The following is a 20,649-nucleotide window of genomic DNA, read 5'->3' as shown; positions in this document are numbered from 1 at the left end:
GGGCGGGGACGGGTGCGCCGGGCTCAGACCCGGCCGACGAGCTCGAAGCCCGCCTCGTCCACGGCGGCGCGCACGGCCGCGTCGTCCAGGGGGGCCTCGGAGACGACGGTGACCTCGCCGGTGGAGGCGACGGCCTGCACGGAGCCGACGCCCGTGATCTCGGAGATCTCGCCGGAGACGGCGCCCTCGCAGTGGCCGCAGCTCATTCCGCTCACCTTGTAGACGGTGGTGATGGAGCCCTGGGCGGTGTCGGTCTGGGCGGTCATGTCGTTACTCCTCGTCGGGGGGCGTGCACGGGCGGGTACCCGGGGGTCCGGGCTGGACCACTCGCCTCCCACTGTACCCCTAGGGGGTATGGCTTCGGATGAGCCTGCCGTGAGATGAGGCACGGAAGGCGGAAACTCCGCCCGAACGACAGCCACGGCAGTGACGACAGCCACGACAGTACGAAAGTGGGGGTGACGGATGCGCGCGGTCGTGTTCGAGCGCTTCGGGGAGCCGGCCGGGGTGCGGGAGGTCGCCGACCCCGCGCCCGCGCCGCACGGCGTCGTGGTGCGTGTCGAGGCCACCGGACTGTGCCGCAGCGACTGGCACGGATGGCAGGGCCACGACCCCGGCATCGCGCTGCCGCACGTCCCCGGTCACGAACTCGCCGGTGTCGTCGAGGCGGTCGGCGACCGGGTGGCCGGGTGGCGGCCCGGCGACCGGGTGACCGTGCCCTTCGTCTGTGCCTGCGGGAGCTGCCCGGCCTGCGCGGCGGGGGACCAGCAGGTGTGCGAGCGCCAGACCCAGCCGGGCTTCACCCACTGGGGCTCCTTCGCCGAATACGTGGCGCTCGACCACGCCGACGTCAACCTCGTCGCCGTGCCCGAGGGCATGTCGTACGCCACCGCCGCCTCGCTCGGCTGCCGGTTCGCCACCGCGTTCCGCGCCGTCGTGCAGCAGGGACGGCTCACGGCGGGGGAGTGGGTCGCGGTGCACGGCTGCGGGGGCGTCGGCCTGTCCGCGGTGATGATCGCCGCGGCGTCGGGGGCGCGCGTGGTCGCCGTGGACGTGTCGGACCGCGCGCTGGAGCTGGCGCGGGCCTTCGGCGCGGCCGAGTGCGTGGACGCCTCCCGGACGCCGGACACGGCGGCCGCCGTCCGCGACCTCACCGGCGGCGGCGCCCACCTCTCGCTCGACGCCCTCGGTTCGCCCGTCACCTGCGCCGCGTCCGTGGCCGGCCTGCGCCGCCGCGGCCGGCACGTGCAGGTCGGGCTGCTGCCCTCGGTGGACGGCACCACACCGGTGCCGATGGCCCGCGCGGTCGCCCTGGAGCTGGAGCTGCTGGGCAGCCACGGGACGGCCGCGCACACCTATCCGCCGATGCTCCGGATGGTCGGCGCCGGAGTGCTCCGGCCGGACCTGCTGGTGACGTCCACCATCGGCCTCGACGCGGTCCCGGCGGCGCTCACGGCGATGGGGACGGCACCCGGCGCCGGGGTGACGGTCATCGAGCCGTGACGGCTGCCCCGGGGCGCCCTCGGTGGACGGCCCACTCGTGGCCGAGGACGGCCATCAGCACCTCGTCCACCCACACGCCGTCCCGCCGCTCCACCTCGCGCCGCACGCCCTCGCGCACGAACCCGACCTTCTCGTAGACCCGCAGCGCCCGGTGGTTGTGGGCGTAGGCGTCCAGCTGGACGCGGTGCAGGCCGAGTTCCTCGAAGGCGTGGCCGACGATCAGCCGGGTCGCCTCGGTGCCGACGCCCCGGCCGCGTCCCCGCGCGCCGATCAGGGTGCGGAAGGTGCAGGAACGGTTCTCGGGCTCCCAGTCGTGGAGCACGACCTCGCCGAGCAGTTCCCCGTCGGCGGGGTCGGTGACGGCCAGGTCCAGGCGGTCGGGCCGGGTGCCGCGCGTGCCGTACCAGTCGCGCAGCACCCGAGGGGTGAGTTCGCGCGGCGGGGGGCCGGTGAAGTGCGCGACCTCGGGGTCGTGGACGATCGCCCACATGGGCTCGGCGTCCGCCTCGGTGAAGGGCCGCAGAACGGTCCTGTCACCGGTCAGCACGGGTTTGACGGAGAAGTCCATGGGCCGAACTGTGCCCCACGCGGACGTGGGGCACCGAACGGTTTTCCGGCGCCGGAAGCGCTAGGGCGCCCGCGGGCCCCCTAGCGCTTCCGGTTGCGGGGGCGGGACGCCACCCAGGCCCGGACCGTGTCCGCGTACCAGTACGGCTTTCCTCCCTCCACGTGGTCGGGCGGTGGCAGCAGCCCGTGCTTGCGGTACGACCGCACGGTGTCCGGCTGGACGTTGATGTGGGCCGCGATGTCCTTGTAGGACCAGAGCCTTCGGTCGGTCACTCGTTGCACCTCCCTGCGCGCGCCGCGGCGGCGACCGGGGACGGCCGCCGGGGGGAGCCGGGCGCTGCGCCGGCGATCACCAAGCCTGTTCCGGGTGAACGACGCCGGGTGAGGGGCGGTCAGGGGCCGTACCGGGGTGTGACGGAAGACCCGCGTGCGCGTGACAAGTGTGACGCGGAGGGCGCATTTGTGACACGAGTGCCACACAGGCGTACGCCGTCGTTCAGGCGCGGCGCGTTGACTGTGCCGGTCGTCGGCGCTCCGTCGTACGCCCCGGGACCGCCACCCGGATCAAGTCGTCCGAATGTCCGGACAAAACATTGACAGGCCGCACGCGCGGGGCTAGAAACCGGGGTGACGCAAGGGCGCGGGCAAGAAGGGAACGCGATGGCGCACGACCCGATGGCACACGGCCCGGTCGCCGGTTCCCCCACCGAACGCCTCCGGCGCGGGAAGGCGGCCTCGCCCTGGCAGGAGCGAGGCACGAGCGCCAACTCCCCGCTCGCACCGGCTCCGCGCCGGAGGTTCCCGCGTCCCGCCGTGGCGCCGGCCGCCCACACTGCCCCACGTGTCTACGCGGACGCCCAAACCGCAGACACAGTGTCGGGCGCGCCCGCTGCGCCCGGCTGCTGGGATGGAGTCACGGCCGAGACCGCGACCCGAGCACCGGTCCCGCTCCCGGCCCGTGAGCAGTACGAGCAGTACGCGCAGCACGCGCTGCGAGAGCTGCACCAACGGCACGTCTCGACCCGTCGCCGCCATCTGTGAAGGAGTTCTCGGTCATGACGAACATCGTCAACCACTGGATCGGCGGCAAGACCGCCGAAGGCGCCTCGGGCATGTACGGGCCGGTCACCGACCCGGCGACCGGCGAGGTCACCACCAAGGTCGCCTTCGCCTCGGTCGACGAGGTGGACGCCGCGGTCGCCGCCGCCAAGGAGGCGTACCTGACCTGGGGTCAGTCCTCCCTGGCCCAGCGGACCTCGATCCTTTTCCGGTTCCGGGCGCTGCTGGACGCGCACCGCGACGAGATCGCCGCGCTGATCACCGCCGAGCACGGCAAGGTGCACTCCGACGCGCTCGGCGAGGTCGCGCGCGGCCTGGAGATCGTGGACCTGGCCTGCGGTATCAACGTGCAGCTCAAGGGCGAGCTGTCGATGCAGGTCGCCACCCGCGTCGACGTGTCCTCGATCCGGCAGCCGCTCGGTGTGGTCGCGGGCATCACGCCGTTCAACTTCCCGGCCATGGTGCCGCTGTGGATGTTCCCGATCGCCATCGCCTGCGGCAACACCTTCGTGCTCAAGCCGAGCGAGAAGGACCCGTCGGCCGCCGTGAAGGTCGCCGAACTGCTCTCCGAGGCCGGACTGCCGGACGGCGTCTTCAACGTCGTGCACGGCGACAAGGTGGCCGTGGACCGCCTGCTCGAACACCCTGACGTCCAGGCGGTCTCCTTCGTCGGCTCGACCCCGATCGCCCGCTACATCCACACCACCGCATCCGCCCACGGAAAGCGCGTGCAGGCCCTGGGCGGCGCCAAGAACCACATGCTGGTCCTGCCGGACGCCGACCTCGACGCGGCGGCCGACGCGGCGGTCAGCGCGGCCTACGGATCGGCCGGCGAGCGCTGCATGGCCATCTCCGCGGTCGTGGCCGTCGGTTCCGTCGGCGACGAACTGGTCGAGAAGATCCGCGAGCGTGCCGAGAAGATCAAGATCGGCCCCGGCACCGACCCGTCCTCCGAGATGGGCCCGCTGATCACCAAGGCGCACCGCGACAAGGTCGCCTCCTACGTCGAGGGCGCGGCGGCCGAGGGCTGCGAGGTCGTCCTGGACGGCACCGGATACACCGTCGACGGCCACGAGGACGGCCACTGGATCGGGCTCTCGCTGCTCGACCGGGTGCCGACCACCGCCAAGGCGTACCAGGACGAGATCTTCGGCCCGGTCCTGTGCGTGCTGCGCGCCGAGACGTACGAGGAGGGCGTGGCGCTCATCAACGCCTCGCCGTTCGGCAACGGCACCGCGATCTTCACCCGGGACGGCGGCGCGGCCCGCCGCTTCCAACTGGAGATCGAGGCCGGCATGGTCGGCGTGAACGTCCCGATCCCGGTCCCCGTCGGCTACCACTCCTTCGGCGGCTGGAAGGACTCGCTCTTCGGCGACCACCACATCTACGGCAACGACGGCACGCACTTCTACACCCGCGGCAAGGTCGTCACCACCCGCTGGCCGGACCCGGCCGACGCCCCGGCGGGCGTGGACCTGGGCTTCCCGCGCAACCACTGAGGCGGCGCGGACGCCCCCGGCCCGCCGGTCGACACGGCGAGCCGGGGGCCCGGCGGGTCACTGGCCGATCGCCGTGTCCCGCTGCTCCCTGACCTGCTCGGTGAGGTCGCCGGTCTCGGCGGCGGGCGGCGCCGTGATCTTCTTGGTGGCCCCGAACTTCACGAAGTCCATGTTCACCGTCATTCCGGCGCCGCTCTGCGTGATCCGCACCGGCAGGTCCTTGCCGTCGACCCAGATGTCGCACGTCAGCTTTCCGCCACTCGCCTCCAGGGCGGTGATGGCGGCCTTCTTCTCGGCCGCGGTGAACTCGGACCTCTCGATGTGCTCCGCACCGAGGCTGCCCCGGTAGTGGGTGGTCTTCCTGCCGAGGACGGTCTCCTCGCCGAGGTCCTCCACCTCCGTGGAGGCCGTCATGTAGCGCAGTGTCGCCGTGGGGTCGGCGTTGGCCGCCATGTTGTCGGCGCCCGCCTCGCCCGCCACGGCGGCGACGTCGACGCGCATCCACTCCTTGCCCGCGATCGGGCCGCTCGGCTGGGGATCGACGTCGTAGTAGTAGGCGCCGTCGACCATGACGACCCGCGTCGTCGGGTCGTCCTGGAGGGCGCTCATCTGCGCGGCGGCGGTGTCCATCTCGACGTCCATGGCCGCGCCGTCCCCCCAGGAGTACGTGCCGTCCATGGAGATCGGCTCGCCGCCGGTCGCGTCCAGCTCGGTCGTCGTCCTGACCTGGGCGGAGCCCAGCTCCTCGGTCCGGTAGGTGGCCCGGGTGAGGGCCGCCATGACCGTGTTCGCCTTGTCCACGGCCTTGTCGGCCGTCTCCGTCGCCGTCTTCGCGCCGTCCGAGCCGCACGCGGTGGCCGTGACCATCGCGGCCGCCGTGAGCCCCACCCAGGCCGCGGTGTACTTCAGCTTCATGAGTCCCCACCCGTTGCTGAGTTCCTGTGATTCATCTGTGCGCACGACTGTACCGGCCCCCACCGACAGCGTCCGGATACCGGACGCCGTCGGTGGGGGGCGAAGCCCGGCGGCGGTCCGCCGGAACCCGGCCGGACTACCGCGCCCGTGGTACCCGCGGCCGGGCGCGTACTTCCCTGGGAGGGCCGACGGTTCACTCCCGGGGCGGCCCCCGTCGTCGGCGGCGGCCCGTACCGTTGACGCATGGATCTTCGACTGCCCCGCGTGCGAGGGCTGCTACGGGGGCCGCGGCGGATGCTCTCCGCCGCGGCCGCCGTCGTCGTGCTCGCCGGTGCCGGGACGTGGACGGCCGTCGCCGGTGACGACCCGGCCCCGGTGCGGCACGCCGACCGGGCCGTGGCGGTGGGCGACGGCGTGCGCCTGGACACCTCGTACTTCACGGCGGGATCCGGCGGCCGACGCCCGGCCGTCCTGCTCGCGCACGGCTTCGGCGGCAGCAAGGACGACGTACGGGCGCAGGCCGAGGACCTGGCGAGGGACGGGTACGCGGTCCTCACCTGGTCCGCGCGCGGCTTCGGCAAGTCCACGGGGAAGATCGGGCTGAACGCGCCGGACGGCGAGGTCGCCGACGTCTCCCGCCTGATCGACTGGCTCGCCCAGCAGCCCCAGGTCCGGCTGGACGAGGACGGCGACCCCCGTGTGGGCATCGCGGGCGGCTCCTACGGCGGTGCGGTCGCGCTGCTGGCGGCCGGCCACGACCCCCGGGTGGACGCCATCGCCCCGGCGATCACGTACTGGAACCTGGCGGACGCGCTGTTCCCGAACGGCGTCTTCAAGAAGCTGTGGGCCGGCATCTTCGTCAACTCCGGCGGCGGCTGCGACCGGTTCGAGGCCGACCTGTGCCGCATGTACCAACGGGTCGCCGAGTCCGGTACGCCCGACGCCGAGGCGGTGAAGCTCCTGGAGCAGCGCAGCCCGCAGGCGGTGGGTGAGCGGATCAAGGTGCCCACCCTGCTCGTGCAGGGGCAGACCGACTCCCTCTTCCCGCTCGGCCAGGCCGACGCCGCGGCGAAGACGATCCGGTCGAACGGCGCCCCCGTGGACGTCGACTGGATCGCGGGCGGCCACGACGGCGGCGACATGGAGACCGGCCGCGTCCAGGCACGCGTCGACGACTGGTTCGACCGCTACCTCAAGGACGACGAGGGCGCCGACACCGGCGCGGCCTTCCGCGTCACCCGCACCGGAGGCGTCGACTCCACCGACGGAAGGGCCCAGTTGCGCGGCGCGAGCGCCGACCACTACCCGGGCCTGGGGAACGGACGGCGTTCCGTGCCCCTGCACGGCCGAGAGCAGAGCGTCGACAACCCCGCCGGCGCCAACCCACCCGCCGTCTCCGCACTGCCCGGCCTCGGCGGCGCCGGAGGGCTCTCCCAGCTCTCCTCGCTCGGCGTCGGCGTCTCCCTGGACTTCCCCGGCCAGTACGCCGCGTTCGAGTCCGCCCCGGCCGGTGACGACCTGCGGATCACCGGCTCCCCGACGGCCACCCTCCACGTCCGCTCCACCACCGAGGACGCCGTCCTGTTCGCCAAGGTGTACGACGTCGGCCACGGCTCCGCCGCGCCCGTGCTGCCGTCTCAGCTGGTGACCCCCGTCCGCGTCGAGGACGCCAAGGCGGGCAAGGACGTGACGGTCACCCTCCCGGCGATCGACCACGAGGTGGAGAAGGGCCACCGCCTCCGCCTGGTCCTCGCCTCCACCGACCTCGGCTACGCCTCACCGGCCGCCCCGGCGACGTACACCGTCTCCCTCAAGGGCGACCTGGAGGTGCCGACCGCACCCGGCGTCACGACCGCCGCCGCCCCGCTGCCCGCCTGGGTGTGGTGGCTGCCCCTGGCCGGTGCCGCCGTCGCCCTGGCCCTGCTGTGGACCGGCCGCCGCCGCACCGCCGCACCCGCGCCCGACCCGGCGCTCGCCGACGTACCCCTGCAGATCACCGGCCTGAGCAAGCGCTACGCCGGGTCCGCCGAGCGGTACGCGGTGCGGGAGCTGTCCTTCCGCGTGGAGAAGGGACAGGTGCTCGGCCTGCTCGGACCCAACGGCGCGGGCAAGACCACCACCCTGCGGATGCTGATGGGCCTGATCAAGCCGGACGACGGCGGGATCAGGGTCTTCGGCCACGCCATCCGGCCCGGCGCCCCGGTGCTGTCCCGGGTCGGCGCCTTCGTCGAGGGCGCGGGCTTCCTGCCGCACCTGTCGGGGCGGGAGAACCTGGAGCTGTACTGGCGGGCGACCGGCCGCCCACCCGAGGACGCCCACCTCGACGAGGCCCTGGAGATCGCCGGTCTCGGCGACGCGCTCGCCCGCGCGGTGCGCACGTACTCCCAGGGCATGCGCCAGCGCCTCGCCATCGCCCAGGCCATGCTCGGCCTGCCCGACCTGCTCATCCTGGACGAGCCGACCAACGGCCTGGACCCGCCCCAGATCCGCGAGATGCGCGAGGTGATGATCCGCTACGCGGCGGCCGGGCGCACCGTGATCGTCTCCAGCCACCTGCTGGCCGAGGTCGAGCAGTCCTGCACCCACCTCGTGGTCATGGACCGCGGCCGCCTCGTCCAGGCGGGCCCGGTCGCCGAGATCATCGGCTCCGGCGACACCCTCCTCGTCGGCACCGGCCTGCCCGTGGACGAACCGCTGGTGGACAAGGTCGCCGCGCTGCCGGGAGTGGCCTCGGTCGTGCACACCGACGACGGGCTCCTGGTCCGCCTCGACCCCGGCGGCACGGCGCCCGGCCTGGTCGCCGAACTGGTCCGCCTGGAGGTGCCCGTGGCGTCGGTCGGCCCGCACCGCCGCCTGGAGGACGCCTTCCTCACCCTGATCGGAGGCTCGGCATGAGCACGCCCACCAAGTCGGCCACGACCGGGCCCGGGCCCGAACCGGCGCCGGCGCCCGAGTCCGCCCGCGGCTACCGGGCGGGCCGCACCCTGCCCCTGCGGGTGGAGCTGGTGCGCCAGCTCAAGCGGCGCCGCACCCTGGTCATGGGCGCGATCCTCGCCGTCCTGCCGTTCGTCCTCGTCGTCGCCTTCGCGATCGGCGGCGAGCCGGACGGTCCCGGCGACCGGGTCACCCTGATGGACACCGCCACCGCCTCCGGCGCCAACTTCGCCGCCGTCAACCTCTTCGTCTCGGCGGGCTTCCTGCTGGTCGTCCCGGTCGCCCTGTTCTGCGGGGACACCGTAGCCTCCGAGGCGAGCTGGTCCTCCCTGCGCTACCTGCTCGCCGCGCCGGTGCCGCGCGCCCGGCTGCTCGCCTCCAAGCTGGCCGTCGGGCTCGGGCTGAGCCTGGCCGCGATGGTGCTGCTGCCCCTGGTGGCGCTGGCCGTGGGCACCGTCGCCTACGGCTGGGGGCCGCTGGCCATCCCCACGGGCGGTTCACTCGCCCCGGGGACGGCCGCGCAGCGCCTGGTGGTGGTCGTGGCGTACATCTTCGTGTCCCAACTGGTCACCGCAGGGCTCGCGTTCTGGCTGTCCACCCGCACCGACGCCCCGCTCGGCGCGGTCGGCGGCGCCGTCGGCCTCACCATCGTCGGCAACGTCCTGGACGCGGTGACGGCGCTCGGCCACTGGCGCGACTTCCTGCCCGCGCACTGGCAGTTCGCCTGGGCGGACGCCGTCCAGCCGAACCCCGAGTGGTCCGGCATGATCCAGGGCACGGCGGTCTCGGTCACGTACGCGCTGGTGCTGTTCGCCCTGGCCTTCCGGGGCTTCGCCCGCAAGGACGTCGTCTCCTAGGCCCGGCCCGGCGGACCGCCCCCGGGCCCGCTTCGAGACACAGCCACCCCGTGCCGCACGCTTCGGCCCGCAGGCCCGCCCATTGACGTTTCCTTACGCGTGAGTAAGTTTACTCCGAAGTAAGTTCGTGAACGAGTACACGCGACAGCGCATCAGTCCGACCGCGACCGGGAGCCGTCATGGGCGTACGCAGGGACCTGAAACGGGCGAGAGACCGCAGTGACCTGCGGTCCCGTACGAGGACCGAGACCGTCACGGACGCCCGCGGCACCGTCCGCGAGGCCCGCACCGCCCCCCTCGCGCCCCGTCCCACCGCGGGCAGCACCGCCGACATCCCGTTCACCAACGCGGCCGAGGCCCCCGGCGCGGTGGTCCTGCGCCGCGAGGTGAACGGGGCCTGGCGACCCGTCACCGCCGCGGAGTTCGCCCGCGAGGTCACCGCCGTGGCCAAGGGCCTGATCGCCGCCGGCCTGGAACCCGGCGGCCGGGTCGCCGTCATGTCCCGCACCCGCTACGAGTGGACGGTCCTGGACTTCGCGATCTTGGCGGCCGGCGGCCAGACCGTACCCGTGTACGCCACCTCCTCCGCCGAGCAGGTCGAGTGGATCGTCCGCGACTCCGGAGCCCGCTACGCCGTCACCGAGACCGCCGCCAACACCGCCACCGTCCTGACCGGCACCGCCGGCCACCCCGGGCACCCGCGCGTCTGGGAACTCGACGCCGGCGCGCTCGCCGACCTCACCGCCCTCGGCCTCGGCGTGAGCGACGAGGAAGTCACCAAGCGCCGCACCGCGCTGACCCCGGACACGGCCGCCACCGTCTGCTACACCTCCGGCACCACCGGCCGCCCCAAGGGCTGCGTCCTCACCCACGCCAACCTGCACGCCGAGGCCGCCAACACGGTCGAACTGCTGCACCCGATCTTCAAGGAGGTCACCGGCCAGACCGCCTCGACCCTGCTCTTCCTCCCCCTCGCCCACATCCTGGGCCGCACCATCCAGATCTCCTGCCTGCTGGCCCGCATCGAGATCGGCCACTTCCCGAGCATCAGACCCGACGAACTGCGCCCCGCGCTCAAGTCGTTCCGTCCGACCTTCCTGGTCGGCGTCCCCTACCTCTTCGAGAAGATCCACGACACCGGCCGGGCCACCGCCGAGAAGATTGGCCGCGGCGCCTCCTTCGAACGCGCCCACCGCCTCGCCGTCCGCTTCGGCGCCGCGCACCTGGAACGCTTCCTGGGCCGGGGCAAGGGCCCCACCCCGGGCCTGTGGGCGGGCTGGGCCCTGTACGACCTGCTGGTCTACCGCCGGGTCCGGCGGGAGCTGGGCGGCCGGATGCGCTACGCCATCAGCGGCGGCTCCCCGCTGGAGAGCGACCTCAACCTGTTCTTCTACGCCGCCGGAATCATGGTCTACGAGGGGTACGGCCTGACCGAGACCACCGCGGCCGCGACCATCGTCCCGCCGCTCGGCCCCCGCCCCGGCACGGTCGGCCCGCCCGTCCCCGGCACCGCCGTGCGCATCGCGGACGACGGCGAGGTGCTGGTCAAGGGCGGCATCGTCTTCGGCGCCTACCGGGGCAACCCGGAGGCCACCGACGCGGCCCTCACCGACGGCTGGTTCGCCACCGGCGACCTCGGCTCCCTCGACGCCGACGGCTACCTCACCATCACCGGCCGCAAGAAGGACCTCCTGGTCACCTCCGGCGGCAAGAACGTCTCCCCGGCAGTCCTGGAGGACCGCCTGCGCAGCCGCCCGCCCGTGGCCCAGTGCCTGGTCGTCGGCGACAACCGCCCCTTCGTCGCCGCCCTGATCACCCTCGACCCGGAGGCGGTCGCCCACTGGCTCGCGGTGCGGAAGCTGCCCGCCGGCACACCGCTGTCCGAGCTGGTGCACGACGAGAGGATGCGCGCCGACGTCCAGAAGGCCGTCGACCACGCCAACGCGGCCGTCTCCCGGGCCGAGTCGATCCGCGCCTTCCGGCTGGTCGAGGGCGAGTTCACCGAGGAGAACGGGCTGCTGACCCCGTCCCTGAAGGTGAAGCGGCACGCGGCGGTCGAGGCGTACGCGGACGAGATAGAGGCGCTGTACGCGACGCCGGCACGCTGATCCGCGCCCGGGCGCCGGGGGCATGCGAAAGGGGCGGACCGCCGATGTGCTCGGCGGCCCGCCCCGGGCGCGTCCCGGCGCCTGCGCCCTCAGCCCTCGCCGTTGGAGGACAGGATCGAGACGTCCTCCAGGAGGTGGGCCAGCGCACCGTCGCGCTTGGCCTGCGTGGAGTTCTCGGCGCACTGCTGGTTCATGTCGTCGCCCAGGACGTTGAGGTCCTGGATCGGCACGAGACCGATGACGCTGACCGGGATGTCGCTGACCGCGATGCACGGCTTGTTGAACGAGCCCTGGATGAGCGCCATCTGCGGGCTCATGTTGCCCGTGGTCATCGAGTTGCCGAAGTACTGCGAGGCGCCGTTCCCGTTGGCCGAGACGGGCCCGCTGTCGTCGCCGAGCGCCATCGCCTGCGGGGCCGCGGCAGCGGAGGCGCCCATGACGGAGGCGGCGATCGCCGCGTAGGCAACTACCTTCTTGATCACTGGCCAGTCCTTTCTGAGGAAACCCCGTCCACCGGAGCGCTCTGGTCAACTCCGTGGGTCCGGCCGGGTTTCTCCCGTTCACTCCGACGGCGGACAGCGGGAAATGTGTGCGGGTCCGCGTTTCCCCAGGGGATTTGGGCGATTTACGGGCCGATTCCGGGATCCGGTGCGGGCCAACCGGGTGAACGCCCGAAACCAATCATGGCGCATCGGGTTGATGAGGCCGTAGGACAGTGCGTCGCTACGACGAAAGGAACGCGAAGTGCTCAAGAAGGCAATGGTCGCCGCGGCGGCTGCCGCTTCTGTGATCGGTATGTCGGCTGCCGCCGCTCCCCAGGCCCTGGCCATCGGGGACGACAACGGGCCGGCCGTGGCCAACGGCAACGGCGCCTCCTCGGCGTTCGGCAACTCGGCCACCAAGGGCGACATGAGCCCCCAGCTGTCGCTGGTCGAGGGCACGCTGAACAAGCCGTGCCTCGGTGTCGAGGACGTCAACGTCGCCGCTGTCAACCTCGTGCCGATCCAGGACATCAACGTCCTGGCGGACGACCTGAACCAGCAGTGCGCGGACAACTCCACGCAGGCCAAGCGTGACGGTGCCCTGTCGCACGTCCTGGAGGACCTGTCGGTCCTGTCGGCGAACGGCGAGGGCCGCTGAGTCCAGCCCGCGCCCGGTACGGGCGGCCCCCGCTGATTTCCGCGTGGGCCGCCCGGCCGTGAATCGGGACGGGATTTCGCCGGGGAGCGGATCGACGTCGTCGCTCTCCTGGGGGAACGGCCGGACCGTGCCGTGAGGCATCCGAGTGAATTCCGGGGTGTCCCACGTTCGGTAGTTTCTCCGGCCGTCAATTCCTCGTTTGCAGGCTGCAGGTCATGGTGCGAGCCGTCAATGCTGTGCTCGCGCGGTTTCGGCCGTCAATCAGGCATGACCGCAGAGAAGGGAAAGTTCATGAAGAAGAGCGCTGCTGTCGTCGCGGGCGCGATCATGGCCCTCGGCATGGCCGCCCCGGCCTTCGCCGACGCCGGCGCCGAGGGTGCCGCCGTAGGCTCCCCGGGCCTCCTGTCCGGCAACGTCGTCCAGGTTCCCGTGCACGTTCCCGTCAACGTGTGCGGCAACAGCATCAACGTCGTTGGTCTGCTGAACCCGGCGTTCGGCAACAAGTGCGAGAACGACTGACGTCGTTCCGCACCGACCGGCTGCGTCACGGCCGGCCTCGGCCAACTCGTTTGGTTCGGGGCCGGCCGTTCCCTCTTTCTGCGGCCAGTCCCCCAGACCGTTCTCCAGCCATCTCTCATCTACCAGCAGGAAGACAACCAGAGTGCGACAGACCCTGAGCAGGGGGATGGTCGCGGCTGCCGCCGCGACGGGCATCCTTTCCCTGTGCGGCAGCCCCGCCCTTGCCGACTCGCATGCGGACGGGGCCGCCACGAACTCGCCGGGCGCCGTTTCCGGCAACGCCCTCCAGGCCCCCATCGACATCCCCGTGAACGCCTGCGGCAACTCCGTGGACGTGATCGCCGCGCTGAACCCGGCCTTCGGCAACGAGTGCGAGAACGCCTCGGACGAGCAGCCCGACGGCCACGGCGGCGGATACGGCGAGGACACCTCGTCCACGTCCTCCTCGTCCTCGTCCTCGTCCTCGTCCGGTTCCGGTTCCCACGCGGACGGCGCGACCCACGGTTCGCCCGGCGTCGGATCCGGCAACAACACGCAGATCCCGGTCGACGTGCCGGTCAACCTCTGCGGCAACACCGCCGACGTGATCGCCGCGCTGAACCCGGTGTTCGGCAACGCGTGCGAGAACTCCGCCGAGGAGCCCCCAGGCTACGGCGAGGAGGAGCCGCCGCCCCCGACCACGCCCCCCGGCTACGGCGAGGAGGAGCCCCCGCCGCCCACCCACGAGGAGCCGCCGCCCCCCGGTGAGGAAGAGCCCCCGCCGCCGCCCGAGGAGGAGCACCCCCCGCCGGCTCCCCCGAAGGAGCAGCCGCCCGCGCTGGCCGAGACCGGCAGCGAGGGCACGCTGGGTGCCGCGGCCGCGGGTGCCGTGCTGATCGCGGGCGGAGCGATCCTGTACCGCCGGGGCCGGGCCGCCGCAGGCCGCTGACCCCGGCCCGCTCGCCCCGACCCCCCCCCACACCCCCGACGGCCCCCGCACGGGCCGCCGGGGGTGTCGTGTTCTCCACCCCGGCGGCCCGTCCGCGTCAGCGGATGCCCGCGCGGTCCGCGTCGCGACGGCCGGCGTGGCCCGGGCGGCCCCGGTGGTCCTCGTCCGGACGGTCGGAGACACCGGGGCGGTCCGCGGCCGGTGCGGAGGCCTGGCGCACGACACGGCCCCGGGCCGGGGCGCCGGCCGGCGGACGGGCGTCGCTCCGGTGCGCCCGGTCCCGCAGCCGGGCGCCCACGTGCCGGCCCCACAGCGCCCACAGGGCCCTGCCCGGCGCCCGGTCGTCCCGGGCGTACCAGGCCAGCTCCCGGCCCCCGCGCCCCTCACGGACCGGACGCAGTGCCCTCAGCGGCGCGTAGTTCTCCACCACGAACACCCGCCCCGGCCGCGGCGCCCCCTGCGGCAGCGGACGGTGGGTCAGGTCCAGGTGCAGGGCCCGTACGACGTCCAGCCCCGCGGTGTCGGCGAAGAGCCGGAACTGGGCGCCGGGGCGCGGGTTGAAGTCGAGCATGTGATAGCGGCCGGTCGTGCCGCAGCGGCGGAAGTCGAGGTCGAGGACGCCCCGGTAGCCCAGCTCGGCGACGATCCGCTCGGCGAGCCCCCGCACCTCCGGGTTCGGCGTCCAGCGGCCCACCGCCGTCAGACCCGCGCCGCGCGGCCTGGCCCGCGTCTTGCGGCCCGCACCGCCCGCCCGGACCGTGCCCGAGCGGGCGGCGTACCCGTGGAAGAACCAGTCCCGGTCCGGGCCCGGCGGCAGGAACGCCTGCAGCAGCAGCCGGCTGCCCGCCTCCTCCGCCCGCCGGTACAGCTCCCCGGCCTCCCGCGCCGAGCGCACCAGCACCGTGCTGCGCAGCCCGCCGCCCGGGGGAACGAGCCAGGGCCGGCTCCACTTCGCCACCACCGGCAGCCCCAGCCGCCAGGCAGCGCGCGCCGCCTCCGCCGCGCCGCCGGGGATCACGGTCTCGGGGTGCGGGACGTCCAGGGCCGCGCACACACCGGCCAGTTCCGCCTTGTCCGCCACGCGCTCCGCGAGCCCGCCCGGCTGGTCCGGCAGCAGATAGGCGGGCGCCAGTTCCGCCCGCGCCCGGGCCACCGCCACGGCACACGCGTCGTCCATCGGGATCAGTACGGCGGGGCGGGCGATCCGCGCGGCGACGCGGCGCAGGGCCGCCACGATCTCGCCGAGCGACGCGCCGGGCGGCGGCGGGGTGTGCAGCCCGCCCAGGTAACGGGAGGCACGGACCGGGCTCCCGGCGCAGTCGGCGACCACGTGCACCTCCACCCCCGCGCGGCCGAGGGAACGCACGGCACCCAGTGTTCCGTGGTGGAAGGGATTGCGGTCGGTCCGCAGCACAACGGCGGGGACACGGGTGTCGAGCAGCGGCACGGGAGACTTCCTTCGTATGCGGGCGGCGGACGCCTCGGTTCACCGGTGCGGGCGATCACCGCACTCGAAAGCCGTAACGGCGGTGGCGTGATGGCATCTCATATGACTGAGTGTCAGTAACGGAGACCGGGCCGGAGATCCGACCGGACCAGAGATCTAAGGAGGCCGCCATGGCCGTACGGCAGTCACGGGCGCGGTCCGGGCGGCGGCCGGCGCACGCCGCGGTGGCGGCGATCGCGGCGGCGGCCTTCCTGGCCGCGGGACCCGGTGCCGCCGCCGGCGAACCGGCCGCGCCCGCGCCCGAACCCGGTCCGAAGGCCGGCCCCGCCTTCGGCGCGTACCTGGACTACGGCCCGCGCGGCGTGGCTCGGATGGCCGCGCTGAGCCACTGGCTGGGCGGCGCCGAACTGCGCGTCGGCCACACCTACCTGCCCGGCGACCGCTGGAGCAACATCGAGGGCGCCCCCGGCTTCCTCGACGTGTGGGCCGACTGGCGCACCCGCAAGGCCGACCGGATGCTCGTCCTCAACGTGCCCATGATGGAGCGCAACGAGGAGCACGTCGGCGACGACGAGGTGCGCGAACTGCTGCGCCAGGGCGCCGCCGGACGCTTCGACCAGCACTTCCGCGCCCTCGCCGAACGCCTCGTCGCGCTCAAGGTGCCGGACACGGTGCTGGTGCTCGGCTGGGAGATGAACGGCACCACCTACACCCACCGCTGCGGACCGGATCCGGAGGCCTGGAAGACGTACTGGAACCGGATCGTCACCACCATGCGCGCGGTGCCCGGCCAGAAGTTCCGCTTCGACTTCGCGCCGAGCCGCGGCCGGGACGCCGTGCCGTGGACGCAGTGCTATCCGGGCGACGCCACCGTCGACATCGTCGGCATGGACTCCTACGACCAGCCGCGCGGCATGACCTTCGACGAGCAGGTGAAGGAACCCTACGGGCTCCAGGCGCACGTCGATTTCGCGAAGGCGCACGGCAAGCCCGTCTCCTACCCGGAGTGGGGGCTGTTCCGCAACGGCGACAACGCCGCGTACATGCGGCGCATGCTCGCCTGGATGGACGAGCACAAGCCGGTGTACAACACGGTCACCGACTACTGCCCGCACGGCGTCTGGCAGTGCGACGACAACCCCCGTTCCACCGCCGTCTACCGGTCCGTGCTCTTCGGCCGCACCGAGGAGACGGAGCCGACGGTCCCGGAGCCCGGCGCTTCCACCACGCCCACGCCCACCGCACCCCCGGTGCCCTCCACCGCGCCCGAGCCTCCGGCCGACTGCTCGCCGCTGGAGCTGGGCGACTGGGTGGAGCACTGGCTCGGCGGGAAGCTGTGCCTGCGCCTGGACTGGTACTCGCGCGAGCGGTAGAGGCGCGCGCAGGGTGCCGCGGTGGCGGCGGGCCCGGTCAGGTGCCGCCACCGTCGTGCTCCCTCCGCTCCGCCCGCCGCCGCAGCAGCTCCTTGCCCCGCCGGCGCGCCGCCGCGTCGCACAGGGCCGCCGCCAGCAGCGGGGCCGTGCGGCGGCGGGCCAGCAGCAGCCGCTGGTTCGGCACCGGCTCGGGGCGCCAGCGGTGCTTGTACGGCTCGTCGCCCCGCAGCAGGCTCAGCGTGCCGCGCCCCGGCGCGCGTGCGTACGAGGCGCACGCGTCCAGCAGCATCACCGCGACGTCCGCCTTCCGTTCCCGCAACCGGGGATGCGCGCCGTAGAGGTAGCCGCCGGCCAGCCGGCGCGACAGCAGCGTCACGTCCACGGCCACCACCTCGTCGGCCATCCGGAACTCGGTGACCACCGCGTCCCCGGACCGCACCATCGGCCCCACCGCCCGCACCAGGTGCTCGCGGAACCGGGGAAGCAGGTGCTCGCCGGTCACGTTCCGTCCCCGCCACTGCAACCGGTGCAGTTCGAGGAGGCGCCGCACGGCCGCGTCCGCCTCGTCGGGCAGGACGGGCCGGCCCTTGACGCCGAGCGCGTCCAGCCGGCGCAGCTGGGCGCGGACCCGCTGCCTGGTCTTGGCCGAGGCCAGCCGGGCGACCAGCTCGTCCAGCGGGAGGGCGGGCAGTTCCAGGCAGAGCGAGTCGTCCAGCCGGCGCCGGGGCCCGCGCCAGCGGGCGTAGACCCGTTCGGCGGCGGCGCCCGGCCGTACCTCGCGCAGGTCGACCAGCGCCGTGCGGGACGCCGCCGCGAGGCCCGCGGTGAGCGCGGTCACGGCCTCCGGGCCGCGCTCGTCGTCCAGCAGGACGTCCCCGTAGTCCGAGATCGCCCCGCCCAGCGGCACCAGCGCCGGTACGGGACGCCGTACCAGCATCAGCGGTGCGGCGGCGACCAGTTCGCGGCCGTCGCGGGCCAGCACCAGCCGCAGCCTGCCGGGCGAGCCGTACGAACGCCACCACGAGTACAGCCAGGCGTGGCTCTGGAACGGGGTGGCGGTGTCACATCCGTCGTACAGCCGCCGCCACTCGGCGGCCAGCCCCGCGAAGACCCGCTCGTCGGTGACCAGTTCGATCGTGTGGCCGGGCGGGAGCGGACCCGGGTGCGGGGGCCTGGGAGGCGTCACAGCTGTCCGCGGCCGTCGGCGGCCGAAGCCGGTCCGGGTACGGCCGCCGCCGTGCGGCCGGGCTCCCGGCCGGTGCGGCGCGGCCGGACCAGCAGGGCCAGCCCGCCCAGCAGACCGCCCGCGCTCGCGCCCACCAGGCCCGTCACGGCGGCGGACGGCGAGGACGCCTCGGTGGGCTTGGTGGCCCGGGCGAACTGCCGCAGCTCCACATGGGTGTCGCCGGCGGAGGCGTCCGCGTGCCGGGTCAGGGCGCGGGCCACCGCGTTGGCCATGTCGGCGGCCTCCTCCGGGTCGGCGGAGGTGGCCGTCACGGAGACCATCGGCGCGTCCGGGGAGGTGGCGGTGCGCACACTGCGCTCCAGGGTCGCCACCGGCACGTGGGCCCACATCTGGGCGTCGCCGAGCACCGCGAGCTGCGTGGCGACCCGGCCGTAGGCCTGCGCGAAGCCCAGCGCGGCCGAGGGGTCGGACTGGTCGGCGGGCACGGCCACGACGTAACTCGTCGCCGTGTACCGCGCGGTGGAGAGCAGGCCGTACCCGGCGCCGAGCAGCCCGCCGGCGAGGACGCCGGCCGCCAGTGCCGACCAGGGCGGCAGGGAACGCAGGCGGCGCGGGAGACGGCGCAGGGCGGTCCGGGCGCTGTCCCGGCGTGCGGGCGGGGCGGGCTCGGGGGCCGTCGCGGGCTCGGCCGGGGACTGGGTGAGTGACTCGGTCATGCGGAACTGACTCCCTGGGATGCCGGGGACGGGTGTAGCGGATGCGTGAGGGTGGTCGCGTACACGTCCATCAGCCGGGCGGCGCTGCGGGTGACGCAGTAGTGGCGGGCCGCCTCGGGCGCGGTGCGCATGCCGGGCACCGCGCCGCCGCGGGCGCGCACCTCGGCGAGGGCGCGCGCGAACTCCCCGGTGCCGCCCCCGACCCGCCGTGCCGTGGGCGCGAACCCGGGGGGCAGGTCCTCGATCGCCGGGCAGGAGGCGTACAGCACCGGCAGCCCGGACGCGAGCCCCTCCACGGCGGCCAGGCCGAAGGCCTCCTCCGGCGACGGCGAGGCGAGGACGTCCATCGCGGCGGCGAGGGCGGGCAGGTCGGGGCCCGGGGAGCCGTCGGGCAGGTAGGGGCGTTCGCCGGTGAGCAGGACGCGGTCGGCGACGCCGGCCTCACGGGCGGTGCGGCGCAGCAGGTGCTCCTCGGGGCCGCCGCCGACCAGCAGCAGCCAGCAGTCGGGCGGCAGCAGGGCCAGGGCGCGGACCAGGACGTCGAAGCGCTTGGCCGCGGTCAGCCGGCCGACGCCGCCGACGACGTACGCGCCCTCGGGCAGGCCGAGGCGGCGCCGGGTGCGCAGCCGCTGGACCGGGTCGAAGCGGAAGCGGGCCAGGTCGATGCCATTGGGGACGACCTCGATACGGGGCTCGGGCACGCCCCAGCGGCGCAGCCGGTCGGCGACGGTGGGGGAGACGGCGACCGTGGCGCTGCCGAGGCGCTCTCCCGCCAGGTACAGGGCGCGGATGCCCGGGGTGAGCGCGCGGCCCTCCATCTGGGAGTCGCCGAGGGAGTGTTCGGTGGCGACGACCGCGCGCACCCCGGCCAGGCGGGCGGCGATGCGGCCGTAGAGGCAGGCGCGGTAGAGGTGGGTGTGCACCAGGTCGTAGCCGCCGGTGCGGATGAGCAGGGCCAGGCGCGGCAGCGCGGCCAGGTCGCGGTTGCCGGTCATGCCGAGGTGGACGACTTTCACGCCGTCGGCCAGCAGGCCCTCGGCGACCGGGCCGGGGTTGGTGAGCGTCACGACGTCGCAGTCGACGGGCAGGTGCCGCAGCAGCAGCCGCAGTTGCTGCTCGGCGCCGCCGACACCGAGACCGGTGATGATGTGCAGGGCCTTCACGTCCGCCACCTCACACCCCCGCAGCGGCCCGGCGGCGCAGGCGGTGCAGCCGGGTCTTCAGGAGCAGCCGTACGGGGGTGTCCCGCTGGCCCACGTGCACGCGGGGCAGGGCGTGGGGGCCGGTCAGCGGGCCGGGGTCGATGGCGCAGGCGTAGCCGTACCCGGCGGCGCGCACGGCGTCGGCGGCGCGGGCGTCGACCGTGCCGTACGGGTAGCAGAAGCCGGTGACGGGAGTGCCGGTCAACTCCGTGATCCGGGCCCTGCTTTCAGCGGTCTCGGCGGTCAGCGTGGCCTCGTCCGCCGCGGTGAGGTCGACGTGGGTGAGACCGTGCGAGCCGATCTCGACGCCCTCGGCGGCGGCGCGGCGGATGCCGTCGGCGGTCAGCAGCGGCTTGCGCGGGCCCAGCGGGTCCCACGCGTTGTCGCCGCCGAGCCGGCCCGGCAGCACGAACAGGGTCGCCCCGCAGCCCCAGCGGCGCAGGCACGGCAGCGCGTGCTCGACGAAGTCGGCGTACCCGTCGTCGAAGGTCAGCCCGACCAGGTCCCGGCCGCCGCCCCGGGCGCGCTCGGCCAGCAGCTCGGCGACCGGCACGCCGCGCAGCCCGCGCCGCCGCAGCCAGCCCAGCTGCGCGTCCAGCCGGTCGGGCGTGACGGTGATGCGGTACGGGTCGTCCGAGCAGTCGCCGACGGAGTGGTACATCGCGACCCAGGGGACGGGGGCGGGGCCGGTGCCGG

19 protein-coding genes are annotated in these 20,649 nt (G+C 74.1%); 9 read left to right on the top strand and 10 right to left on the bottom strand.

What is annotated here, in order from left to right; translation table 11 throughout:
* Positions 1 to 23 precede the first annotated feature (23 nt).
* Positions 24 to 266: a heavy-metal-associated domain-containing protein gene (locus ACIQFU_RS01325; protein ID WP_402548096.1), complete on the bottom strand. Its 243-nt coding sequence runs from the start codon at positions 264 to 266 to the stop codon at positions 24 to 26.
* 199 nt (positions 267 to 465) lie between these two features.
* Between ACIQFU_RS01325 and ACIQFU_RS01320 the strand changes: the two genes are divergently transcribed.
* On the top strand, positions 466 to 1,503 hold the full coding sequence (locus ACIQFU_RS01320; protein WP_402548094.1) for a zinc-dependent alcohol dehydrogenase family protein: 1,038 nt from the start codon (positions 466 to 468) through the stop codon (positions 1,501 to 1,503).
* Here the strand turns inward: ACIQFU_RS01320 and ACIQFU_RS01315 are convergent.
* On the bottom strand, positions 1,490 to 2,071 hold the full coding sequence (locus tag ACIQFU_RS01315) for a GNAT family N-acetyltransferase (RefSeq protein ID WP_402548092.1): 582 nt from the start codon (positions 2,069 to 2,071) through the stop codon (positions 1,490 to 1,492). The two genes, ACIQFU_RS01320 and ACIQFU_RS01315, sit on opposite strands and share 14 nt — an antisense overlap.
* An 80-nt stretch (positions 2,072 to 2,151) precedes the next feature.
* Positions 2,152 to 2,343 (bottom strand): helix-turn-helix transcriptional regulator, encoded by a 192-nt coding sequence (locus tag ACIQFU_RS01310; RefSeq protein WP_402548090.1) that lies wholly within the window; start codon positions 2,341 to 2,343, stop codon positions 2,152 to 2,154.
* A gap of 782 nt (positions 2,344 to 3,125) precedes the next feature.
* On the opposite strand from ACIQFU_RS01310, the gene mmsA reads away from it, so the two are divergent.
* Entirely contained in the window at positions 3,126 to 4,628 is a 1,503-nt protein-coding gene (gene mmsA, locus ACIQFU_RS01305) for a CoA-acylating methylmalonate-semialdehyde dehydrogenase (RefSeq protein WP_402548088.1), read from the top strand.
* 57 nt (positions 4,629 to 4,685) lie between these two features.
* Here mmsA and ACIQFU_RS01300 read toward each other — a convergent pair whose 3' ends face one another.
* Positions 4,686 to 5,543, bottom strand: coding sequence for a hypothetical protein (locus ACIQFU_RS01300; RefSeq protein ID WP_402548086.1), 858 nt, complete (start codon positions 5,541 to 5,543; stop codon positions 4,686 to 4,688).
* Positions 5,544 to 5,786: 243 nt separating this feature from the next.
* Between ACIQFU_RS01300 and ACIQFU_RS01295 the strand changes: the two genes are divergently transcribed.
* The 3 genes from ACIQFU_RS01295 (at position 5,787) to ACIQFU_RS01285 (ending at position 11,442) form a co-directional block, all read left to right on the top strand.
* Positions 5,787 to 8,438 carry a CocE/NonD family hydrolase gene (locus ACIQFU_RS01295; protein WP_402548084.1) on the top strand — a complete coding sequence of 884 codons (2,652 nt, stop codon included), beginning with the start codon at positions 5,787 to 5,789 and terminating at the stop codon, positions 8,436 to 8,438.
* The gene (locus ACIQFU_RS01290) at positions 8,435 to 9,334 is read left to right on the top strand and encodes an ABC transporter permease (protein ID WP_402548082.1); all 900 of its coding nucleotides are present in this window, start codon (positions 8,435 to 8,437) and stop codon (positions 9,332 to 9,334) included. Before ACIQFU_RS01295 ends, ACIQFU_RS01290 begins: the two co-directional genes overlap by 4 nt.
* A gap of 179 nt (positions 9,335 to 9,513) precedes the next feature.
* Complete coding sequence (locus ACIQFU_RS01285; RefSeq protein WP_402548080.1) at positions 9,514 to 11,442, top strand: AMP-dependent synthetase/ligase; 1,929 nt, start codon at positions 9,514 to 9,516, stop codon at positions 11,440 to 11,442.
* A gap of 89 nt (positions 11,443 to 11,531) precedes the next feature.
* On the opposite strand, the gene rdlB is transcribed toward ACIQFU_RS01285, so the two are convergent.
* Positions 11,532 to 11,924, bottom strand: coding sequence for a rodlin RdlB (gene rdlB / locus ACIQFU_RS01280; protein WP_373900041.1), 393 nt, complete (start codon positions 11,922 to 11,924; stop codon positions 11,532 to 11,534).
* A 262-nt stretch (positions 11,925 to 12,186) separates the two neighbouring features.
* Between rdlB and rdlA the strand changes: the two genes are divergently transcribed.
* The 3 genes from rdlA to chpA all read left to right on the top strand — a co-directional run bounded on the left by rdlA (position 12,187) and on the right by chpA (position 14,029).
* Positions 12,187 to 12,582 (top strand): rodlin RdlA, encoded by a 396-nt coding sequence (rdlA, locus tag ACIQFU_RS01275; RefSeq protein WP_402548078.1) that lies wholly within the window; start codon positions 12,187 to 12,189, stop codon positions 12,580 to 12,582.
* Between the two features lie 291 nt (positions 12,583 to 12,873).
* Positions 12,874 to 13,101 (top strand): chaplin ChpD, encoded by a 228-nt coding sequence (chpD, locus tag ACIQFU_RS01270; RefSeq protein WP_052838075.1) that lies wholly within the window; start codon positions 12,874 to 12,876, stop codon positions 13,099 to 13,101.
* Positions 13,102 to 13,243: 142 nt separating this feature from the next.
* Positions 13,244 to 14,029, top strand: coding sequence for an LAXTG-anchored chaplin ChpA (chpA, locus tag ACIQFU_RS01265; protein WP_402548076.1), 786 nt, complete (start codon positions 13,244 to 13,246; stop codon positions 14,027 to 14,029).
* Between the two features lie 97 nt (positions 14,030 to 14,126).
* Here the strand turns inward: chpA and ACIQFU_RS01260 are convergent, their stop codons facing one another.
* Positions 14,127 to 15,476: an ATP-grasp domain-containing protein gene (locus ACIQFU_RS01260; RefSeq protein ID WP_402548075.1), complete on the bottom strand. Its 1,350-nt coding sequence runs from the start codon at positions 15,474 to 15,476 to the stop codon at positions 14,127 to 14,129.
* A gap of 170 nt (positions 15,477 to 15,646) precedes the next feature.
* On the opposite strand from ACIQFU_RS01260, the gene ACIQFU_RS01255 reads away from it, so the two are divergent.
* The gene (locus ACIQFU_RS01255; RefSeq protein ID WP_402548073.1) at positions 15,647 to 16,849 is read left to right on the top strand and encodes a glycoside hydrolase family 26 protein; all 1,203 of its coding nucleotides are present in this window, start codon (positions 15,647 to 15,649) and stop codon (positions 16,847 to 16,849) included.
* Between the two features lie 37 nt (positions 16,850 to 16,886).
* Here the strand turns inward: ACIQFU_RS01255 and ACIQFU_RS01250 are convergent, their stop codons facing one another.
* The 4 genes from ACIQFU_RS01250 to ACIQFU_RS01235 are packed head-to-tail and all read right to left on the bottom strand — an operon-like array spanning position 16,887 to position 20,614.
* Positions 16,887 to 18,035, bottom strand: coding sequence for a GNAT family N-acetyltransferase (locus tag ACIQFU_RS01250; RefSeq protein ID WP_402548071.1), 1,149 nt, complete (start codon positions 18,033 to 18,035; stop codon positions 16,887 to 16,889).
* Entirely contained in the window at positions 18,032 to 18,751 is a 720-nt protein-coding gene (locus ACIQFU_RS01245; RefSeq protein WP_402548070.1) for a lipopolysaccharide biosynthesis protein, read from the bottom strand. Before ACIQFU_RS01245 ends, ACIQFU_RS01250 begins: the two co-directional genes overlap by 4 nt.
* Positions 18,748 to 19,914: a glycosyltransferase gene (locus ACIQFU_RS01240; RefSeq protein ID WP_402548068.1), complete on the bottom strand. Its 1,167-nt coding sequence runs from the start codon at positions 19,912 to 19,914 to the stop codon at positions 18,748 to 18,750. Before ACIQFU_RS01240 ends, ACIQFU_RS01245 begins: the two co-directional genes overlap by 4 nt.
* A 10-nt stretch (positions 19,915 to 19,924) precedes the next feature.
* Positions 19,925 to 20,614 (bottom strand): polysaccharide deacetylase family protein, encoded by a 690-nt coding sequence (locus ACIQFU_RS01235; protein ID WP_402548471.1) that lies wholly within the window; start codon positions 20,612 to 20,614, stop codon positions 19,925 to 19,927.
* Positions 20,615 to 20,649: the final 35 nt, after the last annotated feature.

Source organism: Streptomyces sp. NPDC093065 (assembly GCF_044754585.1).
Lineage (GTDB): Bacteria > Actinomycetota > Actinomycetes > Streptomycetales > Streptomycetaceae > Streptomyces.
This window is presented reverse-complemented; position numbering and strand designations above follow the sequence as displayed.

Bases quoted from the DNA above. Each gene is read 5' to 3' on its own strand.
- ACIQFU_RS01320 (WP_402548094.1), top strand. From the start codon at position 466: ATGCGCGCGGTCGTGTTCGAGCGCTTCGGGGAGCCGGCCGGGGTGCGG.
- ACIQFU_RS01235 (WP_402548471.1), bottom strand. From the start codon at position 20,614: ATGTACCACTCCGTCGGCGACTGCTCGGACGACCCGTACCGCATCACC.
- ACIQFU_RS01315 (WP_402548092.1), bottom strand. From the start codon at position 2,071: ATGGACTTCTCCGTCAAACCCGTGCTGACCGGTGACAGGACCGTTCTG.
- ACIQFU_RS01325 (WP_402548096.1), bottom strand. From the start codon at position 266: ATGACCGCCCAGACCGACACCGCCCAGGGCTCCATCACCACCGTCTAC.
- ACIQFU_RS01290 (WP_402548082.1), top strand. From the start codon at position 8,435: ATGAGCACGCCCACCAAGTCGGCCACGACCGGGCCCGGGCCCGAACCG.
- ACIQFU_RS01295 (WP_402548084.1), top strand. From the start codon at position 5,787: ATGGATCTTCGACTGCCCCGCGTGCGAGGGCTGCTACGGGGGCCGCGG.
- ACIQFU_RS01300 (WP_402548086.1), bottom strand. From the start codon at position 5,543: ATGAAGCTGAAGTACACCGCGGCCTGGGTGGGGCTCACGGCGGCCGCG.
- chpD (WP_052838075.1), top strand. From the start codon at position 12,874: ATGAAGAAGAGCGCTGCTGTCGTCGCGGGCGCGATCATGGCCCTCGGC.
- ACIQFU_RS01285 (WP_402548080.1), top strand. From the start codon at position 9,514: ATGGGCGTACGCAGGGACCTGAAACGGGCGAGAGACCGCAGTGACCTG.
- ACIQFU_RS01245 (WP_402548070.1), bottom strand. From the start codon at position 18,751: ATGACCGAGTCACTCACCCAGTCCCCGGCCGAGCCCGCGACGGCCCCC.
- ACIQFU_RS01255 (WP_402548073.1), top strand. From the start codon at position 15,647: ATGGCCGTACGGCAGTCACGGGCGCGGTCCGGGCGGCGGCCGGCGCAC.
- mmsA (WP_402548088.1), top strand. From the start codon at position 3,126: ATGACGAACATCGTCAACCACTGGATCGGCGGCAAGACCGCCGAAGGC.